Here is a 21,878-nt window from a genome sequence, read left to right on the forward strand (position 1 = left end):
ACGTGCTCCACCGCCGCGTCGACGACCGGCTCGGCGAGTTCGCCCTGTGCGCCCTCGACCCCGACGCCCACGCCGCGCTGCTGCACCGCTGGGTCACCCACCCCAAGGCGGCGTTCTGGCTGATGCAGGACGCCGACGTGGCCCGCGTCGCCGAGGAGTACCGGCGCATCGCCGCCCACCCCCACCACGACGCGTTCCTCGGCCTGCACGACGGCCGGCCCGCCTTCCTCGCCGAGCGGTACGACCCCGCCCGCGTCGAACTCGTCGGCCTGTACGACGCGGCCGACGGCGACGTCGGCATGCACTTCCTCTGCGCGCCCGCGGACACACCGGTCCACGGCTTCACCCACGCGGTCATCACCACCGTGATGACGTGGCTGTTCGCCGACCCGGCCACCCGACGCGTCGTGGTCGAGCCCGACGTGCGCAACACGGCGGTGCACGCGCTCAACGCGGCCGTCGGCTTCACCGTCGTCGGTCGGATCGCCAAGCCCGAGAAGGACGCGCTGCTCAGCGTCTGCACCCGCGCCCAGTTCGAGGCCGCGACCGGCGCCGCCCACACCCCTCCCGCCGCAACCCGAGGAGACCTGCCCACGTGAACCCCTCCGCATCCGTGGCCCACCTGACGCCGGAGAGCTGGGCCCGCGCCAACCGGCTGCTGGTCCGCAAGGCCCTGGCCGAGTTCGCCCACGAACGGCTGCTCACGCCCGAGCCGGTGCCCGCCGAGGCGGACGGTCCCGCGACGCGGGAGCGCCGGTACGAGGTGCGCGGCGACGACGGCGAGGTGGCCTACCGGTTCACCGCCGACCTGCTGGCCCTGGACCACTGGCGGATCGACGCCGACAGCATCACCCGCCACCGCGGCGACGCCGAGCTGCCGCTGGACGCCCTCGAGTTCTGCCTCGACCTGCGCGGCGCGCTGGGCCTGAGCGACGAGATCCTCCCCGTCTACCTGGAGGAGATCAGCTCCACCCTGGCCAGCACCGCGTACAAGCTCGACAAGCCGGCGACCAGCGCCGCCGACCTCGCCCGCGCCGACTTCCAGACCATCGAGACCGAGATGACCGAGGGCCACCCCGGCTTCGTGGCGAACAACGGCCGCATCGGCTTCGACATCGACGAATACCGCGCGTACGCCCCGGAGGCGGGCCAGCCGGTGCGGCTGATCTGGCTGGCCGCGCACCGCGACCGGACGACGTTCACCTGCGCCGCCGACCTGGACTACGACACCCTGCTGCGCGCCGAACTCGGCGACGACACCCTCGCCCGGTTCGCCGACACCCTGACCGGGCTCGGCCTCGACCCGGCCGACTACCTGCTCATCCCCGTGCACCCGTGGCAGTGGTGGAACAGGATCTCCGTCACGTTCGCCGCCGAGGTCGCGCGGCGCCGGCTCGTCTGCCTCGGCCCCGGCCCCGACGAGTACCTCGCCCAGCAGTCCATCCGCACCTTCTTCAACGTCACCGACCCGACCCGGCACTACGTCAAGACCGCCCTGTCGGTGCTGAACATGGGCTTCATGCGAGGGCTGTCGGCCGCGTACATGGAGGCCACCCCGGCCATCAACGACTGGCTCGCCGACCTGATCGCCGGCGACGAGGTGTTCGCCCGCACCGGGCTGACGATCATCCGCGAGCGCGCGGCGATCGGGTACCGGCACCTGGAGTACGAGGCGGCCACCGACCGGTACTCCCCGTACCGCAAGATGCTGGCCGCGCTGTGGCGCGAGAGCCCGGTGCCCGGCCTGGAGCCCGGGCGGCGGCTGGCCACGATGGCGTCCCTGCTGCACACCGACCGCGACGGCCGCTCGTTCGCCGCCGCGCTGATCGCCCAGTCCGGGCTGGCGCCGCGGGTGTGGCTGCGCCGCTACCTCGACGCCTACCTCACCCCGCTGCTGCACAGCTTCTACGCCCACGACCTGGCGTTCATGCCGCACGGCGAGAACGTCATCCTCGTCCTCGACGGCGGGACGGTCGAGCGGGCCATCTTCAAGGACATCGCCGAGGAGATCGTGGTCATGGACCCGGAGGCCGACCTGCCGCCGCAGGTGCGGCGGATCCGGGCCGACGTGCCGGAGGACATGAAGCTGCTGTCGATCTTCACCGACGTCTTCGACTGCTTCCTGCGCTACCTCAACGCGATCCTGGCCACCGAGGGCGTGCTCGACGAGGAGACCTTCTGGCGCACCGTCGCCGAGTGCGCGGCCGACTACGCCGACAGCGTCCCGCACCTGGCCGACCGGCTGCGGCGCTACGACCTGTTCGCCCCGCAGTTCGCGCTGTCCTGCCTCAACCGGCTCCAGCTGCGTAACAACCGGCAGATGGTCGACCTGGCCGACCCGTCGGCGGCGCTGCAACTGGTCGGCACCCTGGCCAACCCCATCGCCCGCTTCGCGCCGACCCGATGACCGCCGTCACGGCCGCGCCGGCCGTCGGGGCGGCGGTCGGCGCGGACGGCCGGGTGCGGGGGCGGTGGCTGATCCTCGCCGTGCTCTGCCTCGCTCAGGTCACCGTGGTGCTCGACAACACCGTGCTGACGGTGGCGATCCCCGTGCTGACGACCGAGCTGTCCGCCGGCACCGCCGACGTCCAGTGGATGATCAACGCGTACGCGCTGGTCCAGTGCGGCCTGCTGCTCAGCGCGGGCAGCGCCGCCGACCGGTACGGCCGACGCCGGATGCTGCTGGCCGGCCTGGTGCTGTTCGGGCTCGGGTCGCTGGCCGCCGGGCTCGCCCAGACCAGCGGCCAACTGATCGCCGCCCGGGCCGGCATGGGCGTCGGCGGCGCGCTGCTGGTGACCGCCACCCTCGCGGTGGCGATGCAGGTCTTCGACGACGCCGAGCGGTCCCGGGCCATCGGGCTCTGGGCCGCGGCGAGCGCGCTGGGCTTCGCGGCCGGGCCGCCCTTCGGCGGGCTCGTCCTCGCCCACCTCCCGTGGGGCGCGATCTTCCTGGTCAACGTGCCGATCGTGCTGGTCTGCCTGGTGGCGTCGTGGGCGCTGGTGCCGGAGTCGCGCCGCCCGAGCGGCGGGCGCCTCGACCTGGGCGGGGTGCTGCTGTCCACGGCGGGCCTGACCGGGGTCGTCCACGCGATCATCGCCGGGCCGGAACGCGGCTGGACGGCCCCGCCGGTGCTCGGCACGGCGGGCGCCGGCGTGCTCCTGCTCGCCGCCTTCGTGGCCTGGGAGCGGCGGGTCGCCGACCCCATGCTCGACATGCACTTCTTCCGCAGCCGCCGCTTCGTCGGGGCGGTCTCCGGCGTCGTCCTGATCACCTTCGGGGCCACCGGCGCGCTGTTCCTGCTGACCCAGCACCTCCAGTTCGTCCGGGGCTACCCCGCCTGGGAGGCGGGCCTGCGGATGGTGCCGTTCGCGCTCTCCATCGTCCTGCTCAACGTGGCCGGGGTCGCCGCGCGGGTGATCCGGCGGCTCGGGCTGGCGTGGTCGATCGCGCTCGGCATGGCGCTGCTCGCCGGCGGCCTCGCCCTAGTCACCCACGCCCCGTCGGACGGCTACGAGGTGCTGCTGCCGGGGCTGCTCGTGATGGGCGCCGGCTGCGCCCTGGCCAACCCGGCCATCGTCGAGGCGGTGATGAGCGCCATCCCGCCGGAGAAGGCCGGGGCCGGGGCGGGAGTCGACGGCACCATGACGGAGGTCGGCGGCAGCCTCGGCATCGCCGTGCTGGGGGCGATCCTCAACGCCCGCTTCGCCGCCCTGCTGCCCGCCGCCCTCGCCGGCGCGGGATCGTTTCCCGCCGCCCTGGCCGCGGCGCGGAGCGAGACCGAACGCGCGGTCGTCGCCGAGGCGTTCCGCTCCGCGTTGGAGACCGGCCAGACGGTCGGCGCCGTGGCCGTCTTCGCCGGCGGCTGCGTCGCCGCCGCGCTGCTGCGCCGGGCCGAGCGGGCCGGCTGAGCCGGGCGCTCACCGCCACCTCGGCCGCCGGGGCGTCGACGGGGACGGGCGGGTCGCGCCCGCCCGGCCCGGGGCGTCCGGGCCGGGCGGGCGCGCCCGGACGGTCAGGCCCGCAGCGTCCGCAGCGCGCCGGCCCAGGCGACCACCTCGTCGAGCATGGTGCCGACGGCCTGCTCGTGGTGGGCCACCGGCCGGAAGTCGCGGAAGTTGACGAAGTCGGTCGTCAGGGAGAGCGCCACCTGCGAGCGGACGTCGGCCACCCCGAGCTGCCCGAGCACCAGCCGCAGGTGCTCCGCCGCCCGGGTGCCGCCGTGCACGCCGTAGCTGACGAAACCGGCGGACTTGTGCTGCCACTCCTGGAACAGGAAGTCGACGGCGTCCTTCAGCGCGCCGGGGATCGAGTGGTTGTACTCCGGGGTGACGAAGACGAACCCGTCGCACCGGGCGACGGTCGCCGCCCAGCGGCGCACGGCGGGGCGGGTGGACGGCGCCATCGACGGTGGCAGCACCTCGTCGAAGTGGGGCAGGCCGTAGTCGGCGAGGTCGACCAGCTCGGCGGTGAGGTCGCCCCGTTTGGCGGCGAGGTCACGCACCCAGCGGGCCACGACGTCCGCCTTGCGCCCGGGCCGCGTGCTGCCGGCGATGACACCGATCCTGACCATGGTCGATCTCCTTCACGGGGTGGAAACGGGACTGCGGGAGTGCGGCGCCCCGGCCAGCCCTCGGGCCAGCTCCACGGCGCCGTGCAGGGACGAGAGCCCACCGAGGGCGGCGGGGAGCACCGGCGGCGCGGGACGGCCGGGCCGGCCGGCCGACCGGGCCCGGTCGGCGACGAGCGGGACGAAGCCCGGCAGTCCGGCGGCGAACCCGCCGCCGACGATCGCCACCGCCGGATCCAGCAGCTCGCCGAGGCTGACCACCGCCGCCGCCAGGGCGCGGCAGCTCGCCTCGACCGCGTCGACGGCCCAGGTTCGGCCGTCGCGCAGCCCCGCCCGCAGGTCGTCGAAGCTCACCTCGGCGCCTCGGGCGGCGCCCGCCCGGCGCAGCGTGGCCGGGCCCGACGCCACCGACTGGAGGCAGCCGCGCCGCCCGCAGTCGCAGCGCGCGCCGTCGAGGGCGACGACCATGTGCCCGACCTCGGCGGACGAGCGGCCGGGCACCGACCGCCCCGCCAGCACCACCCCGCCGCCCACACCGGTGCCTACGCCCAGATAGACCACGTCGTCGTGGCCGGCGTGCCGGGCCTCGGCCAGCGCGGCGAGGTCGCCGTCGTCGGCGACGGCCGTGGTCGCGTCGGGGAAGACGCGACGCAGCGCGCCGGCGAGGTCCAGGCCCGCCCAGCCCGGCCGGCCGGGCCACGTCGTGACGGTGCCCGCCGCGTCGGTGGTCGCCGGCATCGCCACTCCGACCGCGCCGACGGGTCCCCACGCCCCGCGCAGCCGGTCCGCCTCGGCGGCCAGTACGGCCAGGTCCGCCGTCGCGTCGCCGCCGCGCGGCCAGTGGAAGACCCGGTCGTACGCGGGCCGGCCGGCCGCCTCGGCGCGCAGCGCCACCTTGGTGCCGCCGACGTCGACGCCCAGCACGCCGTCGGGGCGTCGCGGGTCGGGCCCGGCCGGACGCCGGGGGTCGGGCACGCCGTCGGGGCGTCGCGGGTCGGGCCCGGCCGGACGTTGCGGGCCGGGCCCGACGGCGGGGCCCTGCGGGTCGGGCACGGCGGCTCAGCCCTCCAGCACGTGGAGGACCACCAGCGCCACCGCGGCGACGGCGAAGATCACCGGCGTCAGGGTCATGGCGGCAGGATCCTTCGCCCGGGCGTGGTAGACCACCGCGCCGACCATCTGCAGGGCGAGGCCGACGGCCGCCGCGATCCCCAGCGGCGCCCAGAGCAGCCCGAGCAGCAGCCCGGCGACGGCGGCGAGTTCCAGCACCCCGAGCGCGCGGGTGAGGCCTGGGGAGACGCCCAGGTGGTCCATCCGCTCGCGCATCTGCGCCTGCCCGGTCAGCTTCGGCACGGCGGTGCCGAGGAATACCGCGGCGAGGACGGCGGTCAGGACGATGACGGGAATCTGCACGGGAGGTCCTTCGCGTCAGGGGGCAGGATGCGCACGACCGTACCGGTGTCGGGTCGGCGCGGCCGGGGGCGGCGGGCGGCGGCGCGTCCGGTCCTCACGGGACGGTCGCGACGAGGGCGCGGGCGGCCAACCGGTAGCCCAGCGGCCCGAGCCCGACGATGACCCCGCTGGCCAGCGGGGCGATGACCGAGTCGTGCCGGAAGCTCTCCCGGGCCCAGACGTTGGACAGGTGCACCTCGACGAACGGCCGCGGGTAGTTGGCCAGCGCGTCGCGTAGGCTCCAACCGGCGATCATCAGCGCGCCCGGGTTGACGATGGCGCCGACGGTGTCGTAGCGGTCCTGGATCGCGCGGATCATGGCACCCTCGCAGTCGTGCTGCTCGGCCACCACCCGCCAGCCCCGCGCGGCGACCTCCTCGCCGACCGCCCGTTCGATGTCGTCGAGGGTGTCGGTGCCGTAAATTTCCGGCTCCCGCCTGCCGAGGATGCCCAGGTTCGGGCCGTTGAGCAGCAGCACGTCCGACACGCTTCACCTCGCGGGGGCACGGCCCTGTCCCCACAGGACCCGATGACTGGTCCTCCGCAGTCTTACCGGACGGCCGGCGTCGGGCGACCCGGCGGCGGCCGGGCAGCGGGTGGACTAAGGGGTGCCTAGGGGCTGTTAGGGGAGGTGACCCCGCGCCCCGTTCGGTTACCGTCCTCCCTGCTGAGGCGATGCCGCCGGCCCCACGGGGGCGTCACCCGTCTCGAACCGGCCATTCGGCGCCCCGGCGCGTCCGGACCGCGTACCGGCGGTCCCGGGTCGTCCCGCCCGATGTCCGGCGAAGCCCCTGGTCTGCCCGAGTTGGGAAGTGGGAAGTCATGAGTGGTCAGCCCTCGACGGTGTCGGAACTCCCCGAGTGGCCGCAGTTCGGTGACGAGGAGCGCGCCGGACTGATCCGCGCCCTCGAGCAGGGCCAGTGGTGGCGGATGGGCGGCAGCGAGGTCGACTCCTTCGAGCAGGAGTTCGGCGCCTACCACGGCACGCCGCACGCGCTCGCCGTCACCAACGGCACCCACGCCCTCGAGGTCGCCCTGGAGGTGCTCGGCGTCGGTCCCGGCACCGAGGTGATCGTCCCCGCCTTCACGTTCATCTCGTCCTCGCTGGCCGCGCAGCGCCTCGGCGCGGTCGCGGTGCCGGTCGACGTCGACCTGGACACCTACTGCGTCGACCCGGCCGCCGTCGAGGCCGCCATCACCCCCCGCACCCGGGCCATCATGCCCGTGCACATGGCCGGCCAGTTCGCCGACATGGACGCGCTGAGCAAGCTCGCCGCCGACGCCGGGGTGGCGCTGCTTCAGGACGCCGCGCACGCCCAGGGCGCGCAGTGGCAGGGCAAGCGGGCCGGCGAGCTGGGCTCGGTGGCCGCGTTCAGCTTCCAGAACGGCAAGCTGATGACCGCCGGCGAGGGCGGCGCCATCCTCTTCCCCGACGAGGAGCTGCGCGAGCGGGCGTTCCTCGTGCACAGCTGCGGCCGGCCCCGCACCGACCGGGACTACCTGCACAGCACCACCGGCTCGAACTACCGGATGGGCGAGTTCACCGCCGCCGTGCTGCGCGCCCAACTGGCCCGGCTCGACGCGCAGATCGCGGTGCGCGAGCAGCGCTGGCCGCTGCTGGCGAGCCTGCTCGCCGAGATCCCCGGCGTCGTGCCGCAGGGGCGCGACGAGCGCGGCGACCGCAACCCGCACTACATGGCGATGTTCCGGGTCCCCGGCATCACGCTGGAGCGCCGCCGCGCCGTGGTGGACGCCCTGATCGCCCGGGGCGTCCCGGCGTTCGTGGCGTTCCGGGCCATCTACCGGTGCGACGGCTTCTGGAAGGCCGGCGCCCCCGACGAGTCGATCGAGTCGATCGCGGCCCGCTGCCCGAACGTCGAGCAGATCCACGCCGACTGCGTCTGGCTGCACCACCGCACCCTGCTCGGCACCGAGCAGCAGATGCACGAGATCGCCACCGTGCTCGCCGACGTCCTCGCCGGATGACCGGCCTGCCCCCGGCCGCCGCGACCGACCGACCGGTCCGGGTCGCGGTGGCCGGTCTCGGGTGGGCCGGGCGCGAGATCTGGCTGCCCCGGCTGGCCGCGCACCCGGGCTTCACGGTGACCGCCGTGGTCGACCCGGAGCCGGGCGTCCGCGACCGGGCCCGCGACAGCCACCACGTCCCCGCCTCGTACGCCGACGTCGACGAGTTGCCCGCCGACACGGTCGACCTGGTCGTCGTCGCCGTGCCGAACCACCTGCACGCCGCCGTGGCCGCCCGGCTGCTGCGCCGGGGCGTGCCGGTGTTCCTGGAGAAGCCGGTCTGCCTGACCTCCGCCGAGGCGACCCTGCTCGCCGACGCGGAGCGCGCCGGCGGCGCGGTGCTGCTGGCCGGCAGCGCCGCCCGCTACCGGGCCGACGTGCGGGCACTGGCCGAGGCGGCCGGCGAGCTGGGCAAGATCCGGCACGTCGACGTGGCCTGGGTCCGCGCCCGGGGCGTGCCCGACGCGGGCGGCTGGTTCACCCGCCGCGACCTCTCCGGCGGGGGCGCGCTTGTCGACCTCGGCTGGCACCTGCTCGACACCGTGCTGCCGCTGCTGGGCCCCACCACGGTCACCCACGCCATCGGCAGCGTCTCCGACGACTTCGTCAACGACAGCGCGGCCCACGCCGCCTGGCGCGGCGACGCCGTCGCCGGTGGCCGCGCCCCCGGCGACGTCGAGGACACCGCCCGGGGCTTCCTGCTCACCGCCGACGGGTCCTCCGTGGCGCTGCACGCCTGCTGGGCCTCGCACGAGTCGCTGGACCGCACCACCATCACGGTGCACGGCGCCACCGGCTCGGCGACGCTGCGCTGCACCTTCGGATTCAGCCCCAACCGGGAGCCGTCACCCGTGCTGACCCGCACCCGCGACGGCGAAACCGTCCGGCTGCCGCTGGCCGAGGAGCCGATCGGCGCCGAGTACGGTCGTCAGCTCGACGCCCTCCCCGGGCTGCTGGCGGACCCTGCCGGCCGGGGCGCGGCCGTCGCCGAGGCGCGCCGCACCATCGACGTCATCGAACGGATCTACCACGCCGCCCGGCCCACCGAGCCGGAGCGGCAGCACGCGCTGACGGGCCATCGCGACAGGTGAGAACCACCGTCGGCCCCATTCGCCTCCGGGAGCAGCCATGAGCCATCCACCGTCCACCGTCGAGGTGACCCCGCGATCGCCGACGCGCGGCCCGATCCGCGCGGTCGTCTTCGACCTCGACGGCGTCGTCGTCGACAGCTCGGCCGTCATGCGGGAGGCGTTCAGCATCGCGTACGCCGAGGTGGTGGGCGACGGGCCGGCGCCGTTCGAGGAGTACAACCGGCACATGGGCCGGTACTTTCCGGACATCATGCGGCTCATGGGGTTGCCGCTGGAGATGGAGGAGCCCTTCGTCCGGGAGAGCTACCGGATGGCCCACCTGGTGCCGCTCTTCCCCGGCGTCCGGGAGACCCTGGAGACGCTGCACGCGAGGGGCGTCCGGATGGCCGTCGCCACCGGCAAGAGCGGCCCCCGGGCCCGCTCGCTGCTCGACACGCTCGGTGTGCTGGGGCTGTTCGACCAGGTGATCGGCTCCGACGAGGTGGCCCGCCCGAAGCCCGCCCCGGACATCGTGCTCCAGGCGCTCGGCCACCTCGGCGTGCCGCCGGAGCAGGCCATGATGGTCGGCGACGCGGTCATCGACCTGCTCAGCGGCCGGGACGCCGGCGCCACCGCGGTCGCCACCACCTGGCACGGCGGGGACGTCGCCGCGCTGCTGGCCGCCGGCCCCGACCTGGTCCTGCACGCCCCGGGCGAACTGCTCGCGCACTGCCCCGCCGTCCTCGTCCACTGATTCCCTGTCGGGGATCGGTTGTCAAGGTGGTGGCTGACCCGCACCGACGGCACCCGGTCGCTCCGGCGGTTCGCGCGACGCACGTACCCGGCCGGCCGCCACCCCCTGCCGCCGGGCCCGCCGCACCGGCCGGCCACGGCGGCTGCGGGGCTGTCAGCGTGCCTCGTCGGCGGCCTCCGGGCCGGCCCGCAGGAAGCGCAGCACGGAGGTGGCCAGCACCTCGGCGACCTCGGGCGGGACCAGGTCGGTGCGGACGGTCACGCGCACGAGCACGTCCTCGTCGCCGGGCAGCACCTCGACGAGGCAGGCGCCCGACCACTCGCGGGCGTACGGCTCGACGACCTCCTCGGTGCGGCAGCCGGGCAGCTCGAGCGGAAGGACGACGTTGTCCTGGTACGCGAAGGTCGGCAGGCTGTTGGCCACCTCCCGCGACAGGCCGACGGCCGGGTCGGCGGTGCTCTCCAGGAAGGGGACGTCCTGCGCGGCCATCAGCTCGTCGATGCTCTGCTGCACGGCCCGCACCAGGTCCCTCCCGGGGGCGTCGAACCGGACCCGGAGGCAGTTGGAGTTGATCCTGCTCGTGAAGGTGGAGTCGAGGACCCGGCTGCCGCGCTGGGCGACGATCATCAGCATGCCGATGTCGTCCTGCCCGTGGACGGCGCGCAGCGCCGAGGCGTAGGCGGCGGCGAAGTAGGCGGAGCGGCTGAACCGGCGTTCGCGGCCGGCCCGGTCCCAGCGCTCCAGCACGTCGCGGCCGACGGTGACGGCGTATCCGGTCTTCGGGCCCCAGGCCGGCGTCCGCTCCAGCAACTCCTGGGACCGGCCCTGGCCCTGCCGGGGCAGGCCGCGTAGCTGTTCGCGCCAGTAGGCGCGTTGCGCCGCCAGGTCGGCGGCGTCGCGCAGGCGGGTGTGTTCGTCGTGGTACTCGCGCAGGGTGGGCGCTGGTTGGTTCCAGGTGGGGGTCTTGCCGGTGAGTCGGGCGGTGTAGGCGTGGGCGAGGTCGCGTACGAGCAGGGAGTGGGACCAGCCGTCGTAGGCGATGTGGTGGATGCCGATGCCGAGGAGGGTGCGGTCGGTGGAGCGTTCGCGGAGGAGGGCGGCGCGCCAGTTGTGGCCCTGGGTGTAGTCGAGGGGTTGTTGGACGGCTTCGGTGAGTCGGTCGAGTGCCTGTTGTGGGTTGGTGGCGTCGGTGAGGAGTCGGAGTTGGGGCATGCCGGGGTTGGGTGGGATGAGGGCGACGGGTGGGTCGGTGCGGCGGTAGCGGGCGTGGAGGGCTTGGTGGCGGCGGTGGACGTCGCCGAGGGCTGCCATCAGCGCGCGCAGGTCCAGCGCACCCTCGATCCACCAGGTGACCGGGCAGACCAGGTCGGGCGGGAGCATGACGAACTTGGCGACCGAGAGGGCCAGCGGAACGGGCCCGGACGGGTCGGGGCGTGCGGTGCCGGGCGTCTCCGTCCCGACGCGGCGGCGGGGCGCGGTGGTGAGCCACCGCGCCAGCTCGCGGGGAGTGGGGGTGCGGTGGATCTGCGAGACGGGCACGAGCACGTCGGTGGCCTCGTCGATGGCGGCGGCCACCGCGGCGGACTGGAGGGAGGTGCCGCCGAGGTCGAAGAAGCTGTCGCGGGCGCCGACGCCCTCGACGCCCAGCACCGTGGAGAACACGCCCGTGACCAGTCGTTCCTCGGCGGTCACGGGCTCGACGAACTCCACGCCGAGGTCGGGGCGCTGCGAGCCGGGCTCGGGCAGGGCCTGCCGGTCGATCTTGCCGGTGCCGCCGACGGGGAACCGGTCGAGGACCATGACCACGGCGGGGACCATGTAGGAGGGCAGGGCGGCCGTGGCGTGTGCGCGCAGCTCGCTGACTACCGGGGTGCGGCTGTCGCGGCCGGTCACGTAGCCGACGAGGCGGGCGACGCCTTGCTTCTCCCGGCGCACGACCACGGCCGTGCCGACGTCGGGGTGCTGTTCCAGGACGGCCTCGATCTCGCCGAGTTCGATGCGGATGCCGTTGACCTTGACCTGGTGGTCCATCCGGCCGAGGATCTCCAGCGCCCCGGCGGCGTTCCACCGGCCCAGGTCGCCGGTGCGGTAGGCGGTCCCGCCGCCGTACGGGTCGGTGACGAACCGTTGCGCGGTCAGTTCGGGGCGGTGCAGGTAGCCGTCGGCGACGCCCCTGCCGGTGATGAGGATCTCGCCGGGGACGCCCATGGGGACGAGGTTCAACCGCGCGTCGACGACGCGGATCTGCCGGTTGGGCATGGGCCGGCCGATCGGCACGTACGCGCCGTCCCAGCCGGTCGACGCGTCGTACCAGGTGCAGGCGATGGCGGCCTCCGCCGGCCCGTAGGCGTTGACCAGGCGGGCGCCGGCGTCCAGCCAGCGTCGGGCCATGCGGGGCGGGACGGGCTCCCCGGCGAGCGTCACGCAGGACATGCTCGGGCAGTCGGCGGGGTCGACCGCGGCGAGGTTGGTGGGCGGGCAGAACGCGTGGGTCACCTGCTCCTTGGCGATCAGGTCGGTCAGCCGGCGGGCGTCGAGCAGGTCGTCGCGGGAGCACACCACGACCCGGGCGCCGGACGTCAGCGCGGTGTAGATCTCGCCCAGCGCCACGTCGAAGACCGGGGCGCAGCAGTGCAACATCCGGCTGTCGGGCCCGACCCCGCACTCCTCGCGCATCCAGGCGAGGAAGTTCGTCAGCATGGCGTGGGTCAACACGACACCCTTCGGGGTGCCCGTGGAGCCGGACGTGTAGATCACGAACGCCGGCCCGGAGGCGTCCACCGCCGGCAGGTCGACCGGCCCGGTCGCCGCCACCGCGGGCCACTCGTCGTCGAGGGCGATCACCCGCACGCCGTCGGGCCGGGGGACACGCGGGGCGACCTCGCCGACGGTGAGCACGACGCGGGCGCCGTGGTCGGCCAGGAGCATCCGCATCCGCTCCGCCGGCCACGACACGTCCATCGGCGTGTACGCCGCCCCGGCGCGCAGCACCGCGAGCGTGGCGACGAGGGTCCACAGGCTGCGGTCCAGCGCCAGCGACACCACGTCCCCGACGCCGACGCCGGCCGAGCGCAGGTGGCGGGCCAGCAGCTCCGACCGGCGCGCCAGCTCACCGTACGTGAGGACCTCGCCGCCGGCGACGCCCGCGACCGCGTCGGGTGCCCGGCGCGCCCACGCCAGGACCAGGTCGTGGATCGGCCCGTCCGGCACCGGACGGTCCGGACCCCGGCCCCACCCGAGCAGCCGCTCGCGGTCGGCCGCGTCCAGCAGCGGCAACCCCGACAGCGGTACGTCGGGCTGCCGGATCCCGGCCGACGCCAGCAGCACGGTCTGGTCCAGCAGGCCCCGCGCCCAGTCCGCGGACCAGCCCTCCGCCGCGTGGTCCACCCGCAGCCCGGACCCGTCCGAGGCCACCGTCACCACCAGGTCGACGCCCACCGTCTCCGGGCCGGCCTCGGCGACCGGACCGTCGACGAGGTCCACCGCGACCGGGCCCGGCGCACCCGCACCCGTCACCGGTGCGGCCCACGCCGCGGCCACCCGCCGCACCAGCGCACCGAAGGTCGGATCGTCCGCGACGGCCACCCGCACGACCGACGTGCCCGACCGCAGGCCCAGCGCCACCTCGTCCTGCCCGGTGTACCGGGCCAGCACCGCGACGAGGCCGGCCAGCAGCACCACGCCGGCGGGCTCCGGGCCCGTCAGGTCGGGCAGCTCGGGCCTGCGCGACTGCGAGGCCGAGCGGGCCGGCCACAGCAGGGGCCGCCGCAGGTCCGCCATCAGGTCGAGGGCCTCGATGTCGGCGCCGGGGCCGGCGGCACCCGTGGCCCCGGCCGCACCATCAACGATCCCGACAGACATGGGCGAACCTCCGATCAGGGCCGGCGCCACCTGTGCGGCCGCGGCCGGGTCGACGAGTCAGGAACTCCGTGCGCGATTCAGCCGGCGGTGGGGGCCGCCGGGGGCCCGGCCTCGAGGAACCGGAGCATGTGGCCGTTCAGCTCCTCGGCGAAGCGGTACGGCAGGTAGTCGGTGCGGATGGTGACGCGCAGCAGGGCGTGGTCGGCGCGGGGCAGCACCTCGACCGTCAGCCCGTTGGGGACCTCCCGGGCGTACGGCTCCACGACCTCCTCGGTCCGGCAGCCCGGCAGTTCCAGCGGAAGGACGACGTTGTCCTGGTAGACGAACGTCGGCAGGCTGGCGACCACCTCGCCGGAGATTCCGGCGGCGGGGTCGTCGGCGATCTCCGCGAAGGGGACGTCCTGGGCTCGCATCAGGTCGCCGACCGTCTCGTTGACCCGCAGGACGAGCCCGCCGTCCTCCGGCCCGTCGAACCGGACCCGGACGCAGTTGAGGTTGAGCCGGGTCGTGAAGGCGGAGTCGAGGACTCGGCTGCCCCGCTTCGCCACGACCATCAGCAGGCCGATGTCGTCCTGCTGATGGACGGCGCGCAGCGCGGAGGCGAACGCGGCCACGAAGCAGCTCGACCGGCTGAACCGCTGTTGCCGCGCCGCCTCGTCCCAGCGGCGCATGATCTGGGGGCCGACCTCGGCGATGTGCCCGGTCTTCGGGCCCCACGCCAGCGCTTGCTCCAGCGACGCCGTGGGCTGGGCCCGGCCCTGCCGGGGCAGGCCGCGTAGCTGTTCGCGCCAGTAGGCGCGTTGTGCCGCCAGGTCGGCGGCGTCGCGCAGGCGGGTGTGTTCGTCGTGGTACTCGCGCAGGGTGGGCGCTGGTTGGTTCCAGGTGGGGGTCTTGCCGGTGAGTCGGGCGGTGTAGGCGTGGGCGAGGTCGCGTACGAGCAGGGAGTGGGACCAGCCGTCGTAGGCGATGTGGTGGATGCCGATGCCGAGGAGGGTGCGGTCGGTGGAGCGTTCGCGGAGGAGGGCGGCGCGCCAGTTGTGGCCCTGGGTGTAGTCGAGGGGTTGTTGGACGGCTTCGGTGAGTCGGTCGAGTGCCTGTTGTGGGTTGGTGGCGTCGGTGAGGAGTCGGAGTTGGGGCATGCCGGGGTTGGGTGGGATGAGGGCGACGGGTGGGTCGGTGCGGCGGTAGCGGGCGTGGAGGGCTTGGTGGCGGCGGTGGACGTCGCCGAGGGCTGCCATCAGCGCGCGCAGGTCCAGCGCACCCTCGATCCACCAGGTGACCGGGTTGACGACCTCCAGGGGCGACATCAGGCACTTGGCCACCTGCTGCGCGAGCGGAACCGGGCCGGGACGCTGGCGGGCCTGGCCGGCCGCCGCGCCGCTGTGGGGGCGGCGGGGCGCGGCGGTGAGCCAGCGGGCCAGGGCCTGCGGCGTCGGGGTGCGGTGGATCTGCGACACGGGCACGACCACGTCCGTGGCCTCGTCGATGCGCGTGGCGACGGTCGCCGACTGCAACGACGTGCCGCCCAGGTCGAAAAAGCTGTCGCGGGTGCCGACCCGGTCGATGCCGAGGACGGTCGCGAACACCCCGGCGACGAGCCGTTCGGAGTTCGTCGCGGGCTCGACGAACTCCACGCCGAGGTCGGGGCGCTGCGAGCCGGGCTCGGGCAGGGCCCGCCGGTCGATCTTGCCGGTGCCGCCGAGGGGGAACCGGTCGAGGACCATGACCACGGCGGGGACCATGTAGGAGGGCAGGGCGGCCGTGGCGTGTGCGCGCAGCTCGCTGACTACCGGGGTGCGGCCGTCGCGGCCGGTCACGTAGCCGACGAGGCGGGCGACGCCTTGCTTCTCCCGGCGCACGACCACGGCCGTGCCGACGTCGGGGTGCTGTTCCAGGACGGCCTCGATCTCGCCGAGTTCGATGCGGATGCCGTTGACCTTGACCTGGTGGTCCATCCGGCCGAGGATCTCCAGCGCCCCGGCGGCGTTCCACCGGCCCAGGTCGCCGGTGCGGTAGGCGGTCCCGCCGCCGTACGGGTCGGTGACGAACCGCTGCGCGGTCAGTTCGGGGCGGTGCAGGTAGCCGTCGGCGACGCCCCTGCCGGTGATGAGGATCTCGCCGGGGACGCCCATGGGGACGAGGTTCAACCGCGTGTCGACGACGCGGATCTGCCGGTTGGGCATGGGCCGGCCGATCGGCACGTACGCGCCGTCCCAGCCGGTCGACGCGTCGTACCAGGTGCAGGCGATGGCGGCCTCCGCCGGCCCGTAGGCGTTGACCAGGCGGGCGCCGGCGTCCAGCCAGCGTCGGGCCATGCGGGGCGGGACGGGCTCCCCGGCGAGCGTCACGCAGGACATGCTCGGGCAGTCGGCGGGGTCGACCGCGGCGAGGTTGGTGGGCGGGCAGAACGCGTGGGTCACCTGCTCCTTGGCGATCAGGTCGGTCAGCCGGCGGGCGTCGAGCAGGTCGTCGCGGGAGCACACCACGACCCGGGCGCCGGACGTCAGCGCGGTGTAGATCTCGCCCAGCGCCACGTCGAAGACCGGGGCGCAGCAGTGCAACATCCGGCTGTCGGGCCCGACCCGGCACTCCTCGGGCATCCAGGCGAGGAAGTTCGTCAGCATGGCGTGGGTCAACACCACGCCCTTCGGCTTCCCCGTCGATCCCGATGTGTAGATCACGAACGCCGGCCCGGAGGCGTCCACCGCCGGCAGGTCCACCGGCCCGGTCGCCGCCACCGCGGGCCACTCGTCGTCGAGGGCGATCACCCGCACGCCGTCGGGCCGGGGGACACGCGGGGCGACCTCGCCGACGGTGAGCACGACGCGGGCGCCGTGGTCGGCCAGGAGCATCCGCATCCGCTCCGCCGGCCACGACACGTCCATCGGCGTGTACGCCGCGCCCGCCCGCAGCACGCCCAGGGTCGCCACCAGCGACCACAGGCTGCGGTCCAAGGCCAGCGACACCACGGCGCCGGCGCCCACGCCCATCGACCGCAGGTACCCGGCCAGCGAGGCCGACCGGCGGTCCAGCTCCGCGTACGTCAACACCTCCGCGCCGGCGACGCCCGCCACCGCGTCCGGCGTGCGCCGCGCCCACCGCAGCACCAACTCGTGGATCGGCTCGGCCGGCACCTGCCGCTCGGCGCCCCGGCCCCACGCCAGCAGCCGCTCCCGCTCCGCGTCCTCCAGCAGCGGCAGCCCCGACAGATCCCGCTCGGGCGCATCCAGCCCCGCCCGCGTCACGGTGGCCACCTGGTCGAGCAGGCCCCGCGTCCAGTCCGCCGAGAACCCCTCCGCCGCGTAGTCCACCCGCACCGCCGACCCGTCGGCCGCCACCGTCACCACCAGGTCCACCGCCACCACCGCCGGCCCGGCCTCGGCCACCGGAGCGTCCACCAGCCCCACCACCACCGGGCCGGCGTCCGCCGCGACCGGCGTCGCCAACGCCGTGCCCACCCGCGACACCAGCTCCCCGAAACCCGGATCGTCCGTCACGTCCACCCGCAACCCGCCACCGGACGACAGACCCACCACCACCTGGCTCTGACCGGTGTACCGGGCCAGCACGCCCACGAGTCCCGCCAGCACCGCCTCGCCGGTCGCCCCGCCGGGCAGCAGGCGGTGCGCCGACGCGGCCCGGGCCGGCCATGCCGTCGGCCGACGCAGGTCGCCCACCAGCTCCAGAGCCTCGGCGTCCACGGCGCCGGCCCGGGCCCGCTCGTACCCGACAGACATGAGCTCAACCTCCGATTGACTGGGGTGACCGGACACCGGGTGGCCGCGGCGGCCGGTCAGCCGGTGTGCCGTACGCCGGACGGCACGCCGTGTCGGGCCGGGTGGCCGTCGGTCGGGCGCACCCCGGCCCCGTGCGGCGGCCGGGCCGGCTCGCGAGCCCGGCGGCCGGAGGTGTGGCCGTGGCGCGGGAACAGCCGTGCCGTCGGGTGGGGTCGCGGCCCGGATCGCGGACCGCGACCACGTCGCCGGTCGACGGGGGCGGGCGGGTGTCCGCTCCGGTCACCCGCGCCTCCCGTCCGTCCGGGCGCCGCACACCCACCGCCGCCCCGCGATCCGTTGGGGTGAAAGGGAACGACGAACCGATGGGGCCCGACCCTACGAAGCCTCGGGCCCGGGAGTACACCCCTAGAGCTACGCCCCGTCGACCCCTAGTGCCGCCGCCGGGCCGACCGGTGGCCGGTGCCGCGTGCCGGCCGGCACGGCCGCCCGGCGCGGTGCCGGAGTCGCCACGCCCGCCATTTGCGCCGGTCAACGTGTTCCGGTCGGGGCACGCCGGCGGAATTGCCCCGGCGGACATTGTCCACCGTGGAACGGCGTCGTACTCCGAAACGGCCGGTGCGCGATCGTCCGGACGCGACCGTGGACGATCGCGTGGCCTTTCGAATGCAGCTTTTCGGTCAGCCGGGGACGAGGGCGCCGCTCGGAGAATCGGCGATTCCGGCGGCGGAAAGGGCCGTCCGTGCTCGGCTGACCGGCCCATCCCGGGGTAATGAGACCTGACTATGCTTTCCCGATCATGACCCAGTCGGTGGCTGCGATCGCGGACACCGCCTGACGGTGTGCACCTCGCCGAGGCAGCGCTGACCACAAGCCAGCCCGCAACCCTGGCCGGTCCAGCCTGAACCCCCGTTCGGCCGGTGCACGCGGCACGCCCGACTCTCGTGGCCGAGCGGCCCCACCCGACGCCGGGAGCCCACTCGACGACCACGGTCACCGCTCGACCGTGGTCGTGGCGCACCCGGACTCCGTGCCACCCCGAGGCCCCCGTGGGCCGGCATGTCAGGAGATCTCATGGATGAGCCCGTCCAGGTGCAGGTGTTCGCTCCCGAGGGAGTGCTGCTCGCCCGGCCACCGGACCCGGTGGCGACCGCCGGCAGCCGCTATCTCGCCGGCGCCGGCTCAGCACTGCACAACGGCCTGGACATGATCACCGGGCTGCACCTGACCCTGCCGCACCAGGCGGCGGTCATCTGCAGCACCGGATCGAGCGCCGACAAGTCGCTGCGCCTGCTCGCCCGGTGCGGGCTGAAGACCCCGACCGATCTGCGCGAGTTCCGCTCCGGCGCCCAGGCGACGCGGCTCGCCCGGGAGGCCGCCGAACGGGGCGAACTGCTGGAGTTCCAGTTCCCCCCGCACGATCCGCGGCTGCGACAGGCGCGGGCCCGGGTGTCGCCGGATCTGCTGGCCCGCCTCAACAACAAGACCGTGCTGGAGACACTGATCGCACCGGAACACCTGCCCCGCCGCCAGGTCGCCACCCCCGCCGAGGTGCGACGAATCGTCCGGCAGGATCGCCGACCGGCCGTCGTGAAACCGGCCGGTGTCGAGGTGTACAGCGGAATCGCCATCTTCACCAGGCGATTGCAGGAACGGCTGAACAGGTCGCTGTTCAACCAACTGGAACAGATCAGCGACCGGTGGATCGTCGAGGAGGAGGTGCCCTTCCGCACCATCTGGGGACTCCAGTTCGGCGTGACGGAAAGCGGGTCGGCGCACTACTTCGGCGCGTCCGTGCACCTGCCCCAGCCCACCTCCACGTGGGTCGGCTGCGTGATGGACGACGACGCCCCGCCACCGGCGGAGCTGGTCGAGGCGCTGACCGTAGGGGTCCGCAAGGCCAGCGCGCTCGGATACCGGGGCTACTGCGCGTTCGACGCCGGCATCAGCCGGGACGGCCGGCTGCGGGTCATCGACCCGAACTTCCGGGTCAGCGGGGCCACCGCGTCCGTGCTGCACCGCAGCTCGCTGCTGGGCCGGCACCCGTGCGCGATGACGACCTTCTTCTCCCTCGCGCCCGGCGTCGACGCCGAGCCGATCCTCGCCCCGTTCATCGATCGCGGGCAGCTCGTCGTGTTCATGCACCACGACCCGGCGGAGACCGACAACGGCCCGCAGCCGGCGACCATCGTCGGCATGGTCGGCGCCTCCGACCGGTACGCCTGCGGGGTGCTGGTCGCGCAGATCCAGCGAGCCCTCGGCAGCTGACGCGGCACCCCCGGGCCGCGGCGGCGGCCCGGGGGAGACCCGACGACCGGCCGGGCCCGGTGGGCATCCCGCACCGCGGATCGGCGGCGCGGTGCTGCCGGCCCCGCGCCGAGCCGACCCCGCGCACCCTCATCGGACGCCGACCCGCCCGGCCGGTCCCGGCGACGGCCAGGACCCGCCCGTCACATGCCCGTGAGGGCGGCGCGGACGGCCGCCTCGGGAACGTCGGCGACCAGCTCGGGGCCGGCCGGCCCGTCCAGCACGAACGACAGGCCGGACGTGGTCTTCTTGTCCCGCCGCATCAGCGCGACCAGCTCGTCGTGGTCGACGCCGCCCGGCAGCGCCGGGTCCAGGCCGTAGTCGACCACCACCTCCCGGTGCTCGGCGACCCGGTCGGGCGGGACGCGGCCGAGGACGCCGGCCAGCCGGCCCGCGAAGACCGTGCCGACGCCGACCGCCTCGCCGTGGCGCAGCCGGAAGTCGGTGGCCCGCTCCAGCGCGTGCCCCAACGTGTGCCCGTAGTTGAGGATGTGCCGCAGCCCGGCGTCGCGCTCGTCGGCGGCCACCACCGACGCCTTGAGCGCGACGCAGGCGGCGATCTGCTCCGCCACGGGCCGGTCGCGCAGCTCGCCGGCGCCGATGAAGTGCGCCCGGGCGATCTCCCCGTAGCCGTTGCGCCACTCCCGCTCCGGCAGCGTGCCCAGGTGCTCGGTGTCGCAGAGCACCGCCCGGGGCTGCCAGTACACCCCGACGAGGTTCTTGCCCTCCGGCAGGTTGACCGCCGTCTTCCCGCCGACGCTCGCGTCCACCTGGGCCAGCAGCGAGGTCGGCAGGTGGATCACCGCGACACCCCGGTGGTAGAGCCCGGCGGCCAGCCCCACCACGTCCGTGGTGGTGCCGCCGCCGCAGGAGACCACCGCGTCGGCGCGGGTCAGCCCGAACTCCGCGAACACCCGGCAGAGCTGCTCCACGGTGGCCAGGGTCTTGTCGTGCTCGCCGTCGCGGGCCGGCACCACCCGGTGCGGTACGCCCGGGTCGGGTGTCCACTCCGGCGGTCGGGCCGAGACCACCACGACCCGCCGCGCGCCGATCCGCGCCACCTCCGCCGGCAACCGGTGGCGCACGCCGGGGCCGATCAGCACCGGGTACGCGCGCTCGCCGAGCGCCACCTCGATCCGGGCCGGGTCGGCGAGGGCGGGACGGTCAGGTGCGGACGCGTGCATGCGGTTGCGCTCTCCTCTGCTGCGGGACGGGGGCCGGTGCGCCGACGGCGGGGCGGTCACGGACCATCGACAGGCGCAGCGCCAGCGCCGCAAGCGAGTCGACGTCCGCCCCGATGCCCCACCGCTCGTGGGTGAGTTGCGCGTGGTGCGCCAGCAGGAAGCCGCGCGGCGCCGCCGGGTGGTCCCGGTCGACCACGTCGGACACCCGGTCCAGGTAGAGCCGCCAGGCGGCGGCGACCTCCCCGCTCAGCGGCAGGTCGCCGGCCGTCAGGACGATCTTCTCCGCCTCGGCGTCCGCCTGCGCGGCCAGGTCCCGCCGCTGCGCCCCGGTGAGCCGCTGGGCGCGGTCCTGCCAGTGCAGGAAGAGGAACGCCAGCCGGTTGGCTTGCGGCACCAGCCCGGTCAGGTGCCGCAGGTGCGCCACCGCCAGCGGCAGCTCGACGCCGGCCAGCCAGGGGGCGTCCCCGCCGAGCAGGACCAGGGCCAGGTCGCTGCCAGCCGAGGCCAGCGGGCCGCCCCGGGCGGCGTCGCGCACCGCGTCCGGCGCCGGGGCGAAGGACACCCCCGGGTCGTACGCGAGCAGCCGCGCCCGGACCGCGTCGAGCGCGCTCCGGTCCCCGTGGAACCCGAGGCGCAGCCACCGTCCGGTGGCGGTGTCGGGCAGGTCGAAGAACCAGTCCGTGCCCGGATCGGCGCGGCGGGCGGCGGTGACGAGGTCGGTGAGGACCGTGCCGACCAGCTCGGGCACCCGCGCCTGCGGGCGTCCGTCGGGCGGTACGGCCAGGCGGGCGAACAACCAGCAGCGTTCCAACGACGGCACCTCGGCTGACGGGCGGGTGGAGCACGGGGCTCGACGGTCTGCGGGGGTCGCCCCATCATCGACCTGCGGAGACTCCCGCCATCGGATCGGCGCTCGGATCTGG

At 74.9% G+C, this 21,878-nt stretch carries 15 protein-coding genes; 7 read left to right on the forward strand and 8 right to left on the reverse strand.

What is annotated here, in order from left to right:
• Positions 1-2: 2 nt before the first annotated feature.
• Genes GA0070606_RS29080 through GA0070606_RS29090 form a run of 3 tightly spaced genes read left to right on the forward strand, consistent with a single transcriptional unit; the run spans position 3 to position 3,909 of the window.
• Positions 3-599, forward strand: coding sequence for a GNAT family N-acetyltransferase (locus GA0070606_RS29080; RefSeq protein ID WP_091108343.1), 597 nt, complete (start codon positions 3-5; stop codon positions 597-599).
• Positions 596-2,407: an IucA/IucC family protein gene (locus GA0070606_RS29085; RefSeq protein WP_091106397.1), complete on the forward strand. Its 1,812-nt coding sequence runs from the start codon at positions 596-598 to the stop codon at positions 2,405-2,407. Before GA0070606_RS29080 ends, GA0070606_RS29085 begins: the two co-directional genes overlap by 4 nt.
• Positions 2,404-3,909, forward strand: a complete 1,506-nt coding sequence (locus GA0070606_RS29090; RefSeq protein WP_091106398.1) for an MFS transporter — start codon at positions 2,404-2,406, stop codon at positions 3,907-3,909. Before GA0070606_RS29085 ends, GA0070606_RS29090 begins: the two co-directional genes overlap by 4 nt.
• A gap of 104 nt (positions 3,910-4,013) precedes the next feature.
• Here the strand turns inward: GA0070606_RS29090 and GA0070606_RS29095 are convergent, their stop codons facing one another.
• From GA0070606_RS29095 to GA0070606_RS29110, 4 genes are all read right to left on the reverse strand, one after another.
• Entirely contained in the window at positions 4,014-4,571 is a 558-nt protein-coding gene (locus GA0070606_RS29095) for an NADPH-dependent FMN reductase (RefSeq protein WP_091106399.1), read from the reverse strand.
• 12 nt (positions 4,572-4,583) lie between these two features.
• Complete coding sequence (locus tag GA0070606_RS29100; protein WP_091108345.1) at positions 4,584-5,543, reverse strand: ROK family protein; 960 nt, start codon at positions 5,541-5,543, stop codon at positions 4,584-4,586.
• Between the two features lie 84 nt (positions 5,544-5,627).
• On the reverse strand, positions 5,628-5,981 hold the full coding sequence (locus tag GA0070606_RS29105; RefSeq protein WP_091106400.1) for a DoxX family protein: 354 nt from the start codon (positions 5,979-5,981) through the stop codon (positions 5,628-5,630).
• 94 nt (positions 5,982-6,075) lie between these two features.
• Entirely contained in the window at positions 6,076-6,507 is a 432-nt protein-coding gene (locus GA0070606_RS29110) for a type II 3-dehydroquinate dehydratase (protein WP_091106401.1), read from the reverse strand.
• 335 nt (positions 6,508-6,842) lie between these two features.
• On the opposite strand from GA0070606_RS29110, the gene GA0070606_RS29115 reads away from it, so the two are divergent.
• From GA0070606_RS29115 to GA0070606_RS29125, 3 genes are read left to right on the forward strand one after another with little or no spacing between them, the layout of a single operon-like run.
• Positions 6,843-8,006 carry a DegT/DnrJ/EryC1/StrS family aminotransferase gene (locus GA0070606_RS29115; RefSeq protein WP_091106402.1) on the forward strand — a complete coding sequence of 388 codons (1,164 nt, stop codon included), beginning with the start codon at positions 6,843-6,845 and terminating at the stop codon, positions 8,004-8,006.
• The gene (locus GA0070606_RS29120) at positions 8,003-9,136 is read left to right on the forward strand and encodes a Gfo/Idh/MocA family protein (RefSeq protein WP_091106403.1); all 1,134 of its coding nucleotides are present in this window, start codon (positions 8,003-8,005) and stop codon (positions 9,134-9,136) included. Before GA0070606_RS29115 ends, GA0070606_RS29120 begins: the two co-directional genes overlap by 4 nt.
• Before the next feature lie 37 nt (positions 9,137-9,173).
• Entirely contained in the window at positions 9,174-9,869 is a 696-nt protein-coding gene (locus tag GA0070606_RS29125; RefSeq protein WP_091106404.1) for an HAD-IA family hydrolase, read from the forward strand.
• A gap of 153 nt (positions 9,870-10,022) precedes the next feature.
• Here the strand turns inward: GA0070606_RS29125 and GA0070606_RS29130 are convergent, their stop codons facing one another.
• A complete protein-coding gene (locus GA0070606_RS29130) occupies positions 10,023-13,730 on the reverse strand; it encodes a non-ribosomal peptide synthetase (protein ID WP_091106405.1) in 3,708 nt (1,235 codons plus the stop codon).
• Between the two features lie 77 nt (positions 13,731-13,807).
• Positions 13,808-17,467 carry a non-ribosomal peptide synthetase gene (locus GA0070606_RS29135; protein WP_091106406.1) on the reverse strand — a complete coding sequence of 1,220 codons (3,660 nt, stop codon included), beginning with the start codon at positions 17,465-17,467 and terminating at the stop codon, positions 13,808-13,810.
• Between the two features lie 1,071 nt (positions 17,468-18,538).
• On the opposite strand from GA0070606_RS29135, the gene GA0070606_RS29140 reads away from it, so the two are divergent.
• Entirely contained in the window at positions 18,539-19,732 is a 1,194-nt protein-coding gene (locus tag GA0070606_RS29140) for an ATP-grasp domain-containing protein (protein WP_091106407.1), read from the forward strand.
• Between the two features lie 182 nt (positions 19,733-19,914).
• Here GA0070606_RS29140 and GA0070606_RS29145 read toward each other — a convergent pair whose 3' ends face one another.
• The gene (locus GA0070606_RS29145; RefSeq protein ID WP_091106408.1) at positions 19,915-20,955 is read right to left on the reverse strand and encodes a 3-dehydroquinate synthase family protein; all 1,041 of its coding nucleotides are present in this window, start codon (positions 20,953-20,955) and stop codon (positions 19,915-19,917) included.
• Complete coding sequence (locus GA0070606_RS29150) at positions 20,936-21,775, reverse strand: hypothetical protein (protein WP_245724860.1); 840 nt, start codon at positions 21,773-21,775, stop codon at positions 20,936-20,938. The genes GA0070606_RS29145 and GA0070606_RS29150 overlap by 20 nt, the downstream gene beginning before the upstream one ends.
• Between the last annotated feature and the right edge of the window lie 103 nt (positions 21,776-21,878).

The organism is Micromonospora citrea (assembly GCF_900090315.1).
Lineage (GTDB): Bacteria > Actinomycetota > Actinomycetes > Mycobacteriales > Micromonosporaceae > Micromonospora > Micromonospora citrea.

Excerpts from the sequence above, each read along its gene's own strand:
- GA0070606_RS29090 (WP_091106398.1), top strand. The coding sequence starts at position 2,404 with ATGACCGCCGTCACGGCCGCGCCGGCCGTCGGGGCGGCGGTCGGCGCG.
- GA0070606_RS29095 (WP_091106399.1), bottom strand. The coding sequence starts at position 4,571 with ATGGTCAGGATCGGTGTCATCGCCGGCAGCACGCGGCCCGGGCGCAAG.
- GA0070606_RS29115 (WP_091106402.1), top strand. The coding sequence starts at position 6,843 with ATGAGTGGTCAGCCCTCGACGGTGTCGGAACTCCCCGAGTGGCCGCAG.
- GA0070606_RS29120 (WP_091106403.1), top strand. The coding sequence starts at position 8,003 with ATGACCGGCCTGCCCCCGGCCGCCGCGACCGACCGACCGGTCCGGGTC.
- GA0070606_RS29125 (WP_091106404.1), top strand. The coding sequence starts at position 9,174 with ATGAGCCATCCACCGTCCACCGTCGAGGTGACCCCGCGATCGCCGACG.
- GA0070606_RS29130 (WP_091106405.1), bottom strand. The coding sequence starts at position 13,730 with ATGTCTGTCGGGATCGTTGATGGTGCGGCCGGGGCCACGGGTGCCGCC.
- GA0070606_RS29135 (WP_091106406.1), bottom strand. The coding sequence starts at position 17,467 with ATGTCTGTCGGGTACGAGCGGGCCCGGGCCGGCGCCGTGGACGCCGAG.
- GA0070606_RS29140 (WP_091106407.1), top strand. The coding sequence starts at position 18,539 with ATGGATGAGCCCGTCCAGGTGCAGGTGTTCGCTCCCGAGGGAGTGCTG.
- GA0070606_RS29145 (WP_091106408.1), bottom strand. The coding sequence starts at position 20,955 with ATGCACGCGTCCGCACCTGACCGTCCCGCCCTCGCCGACCCGGCCCGG.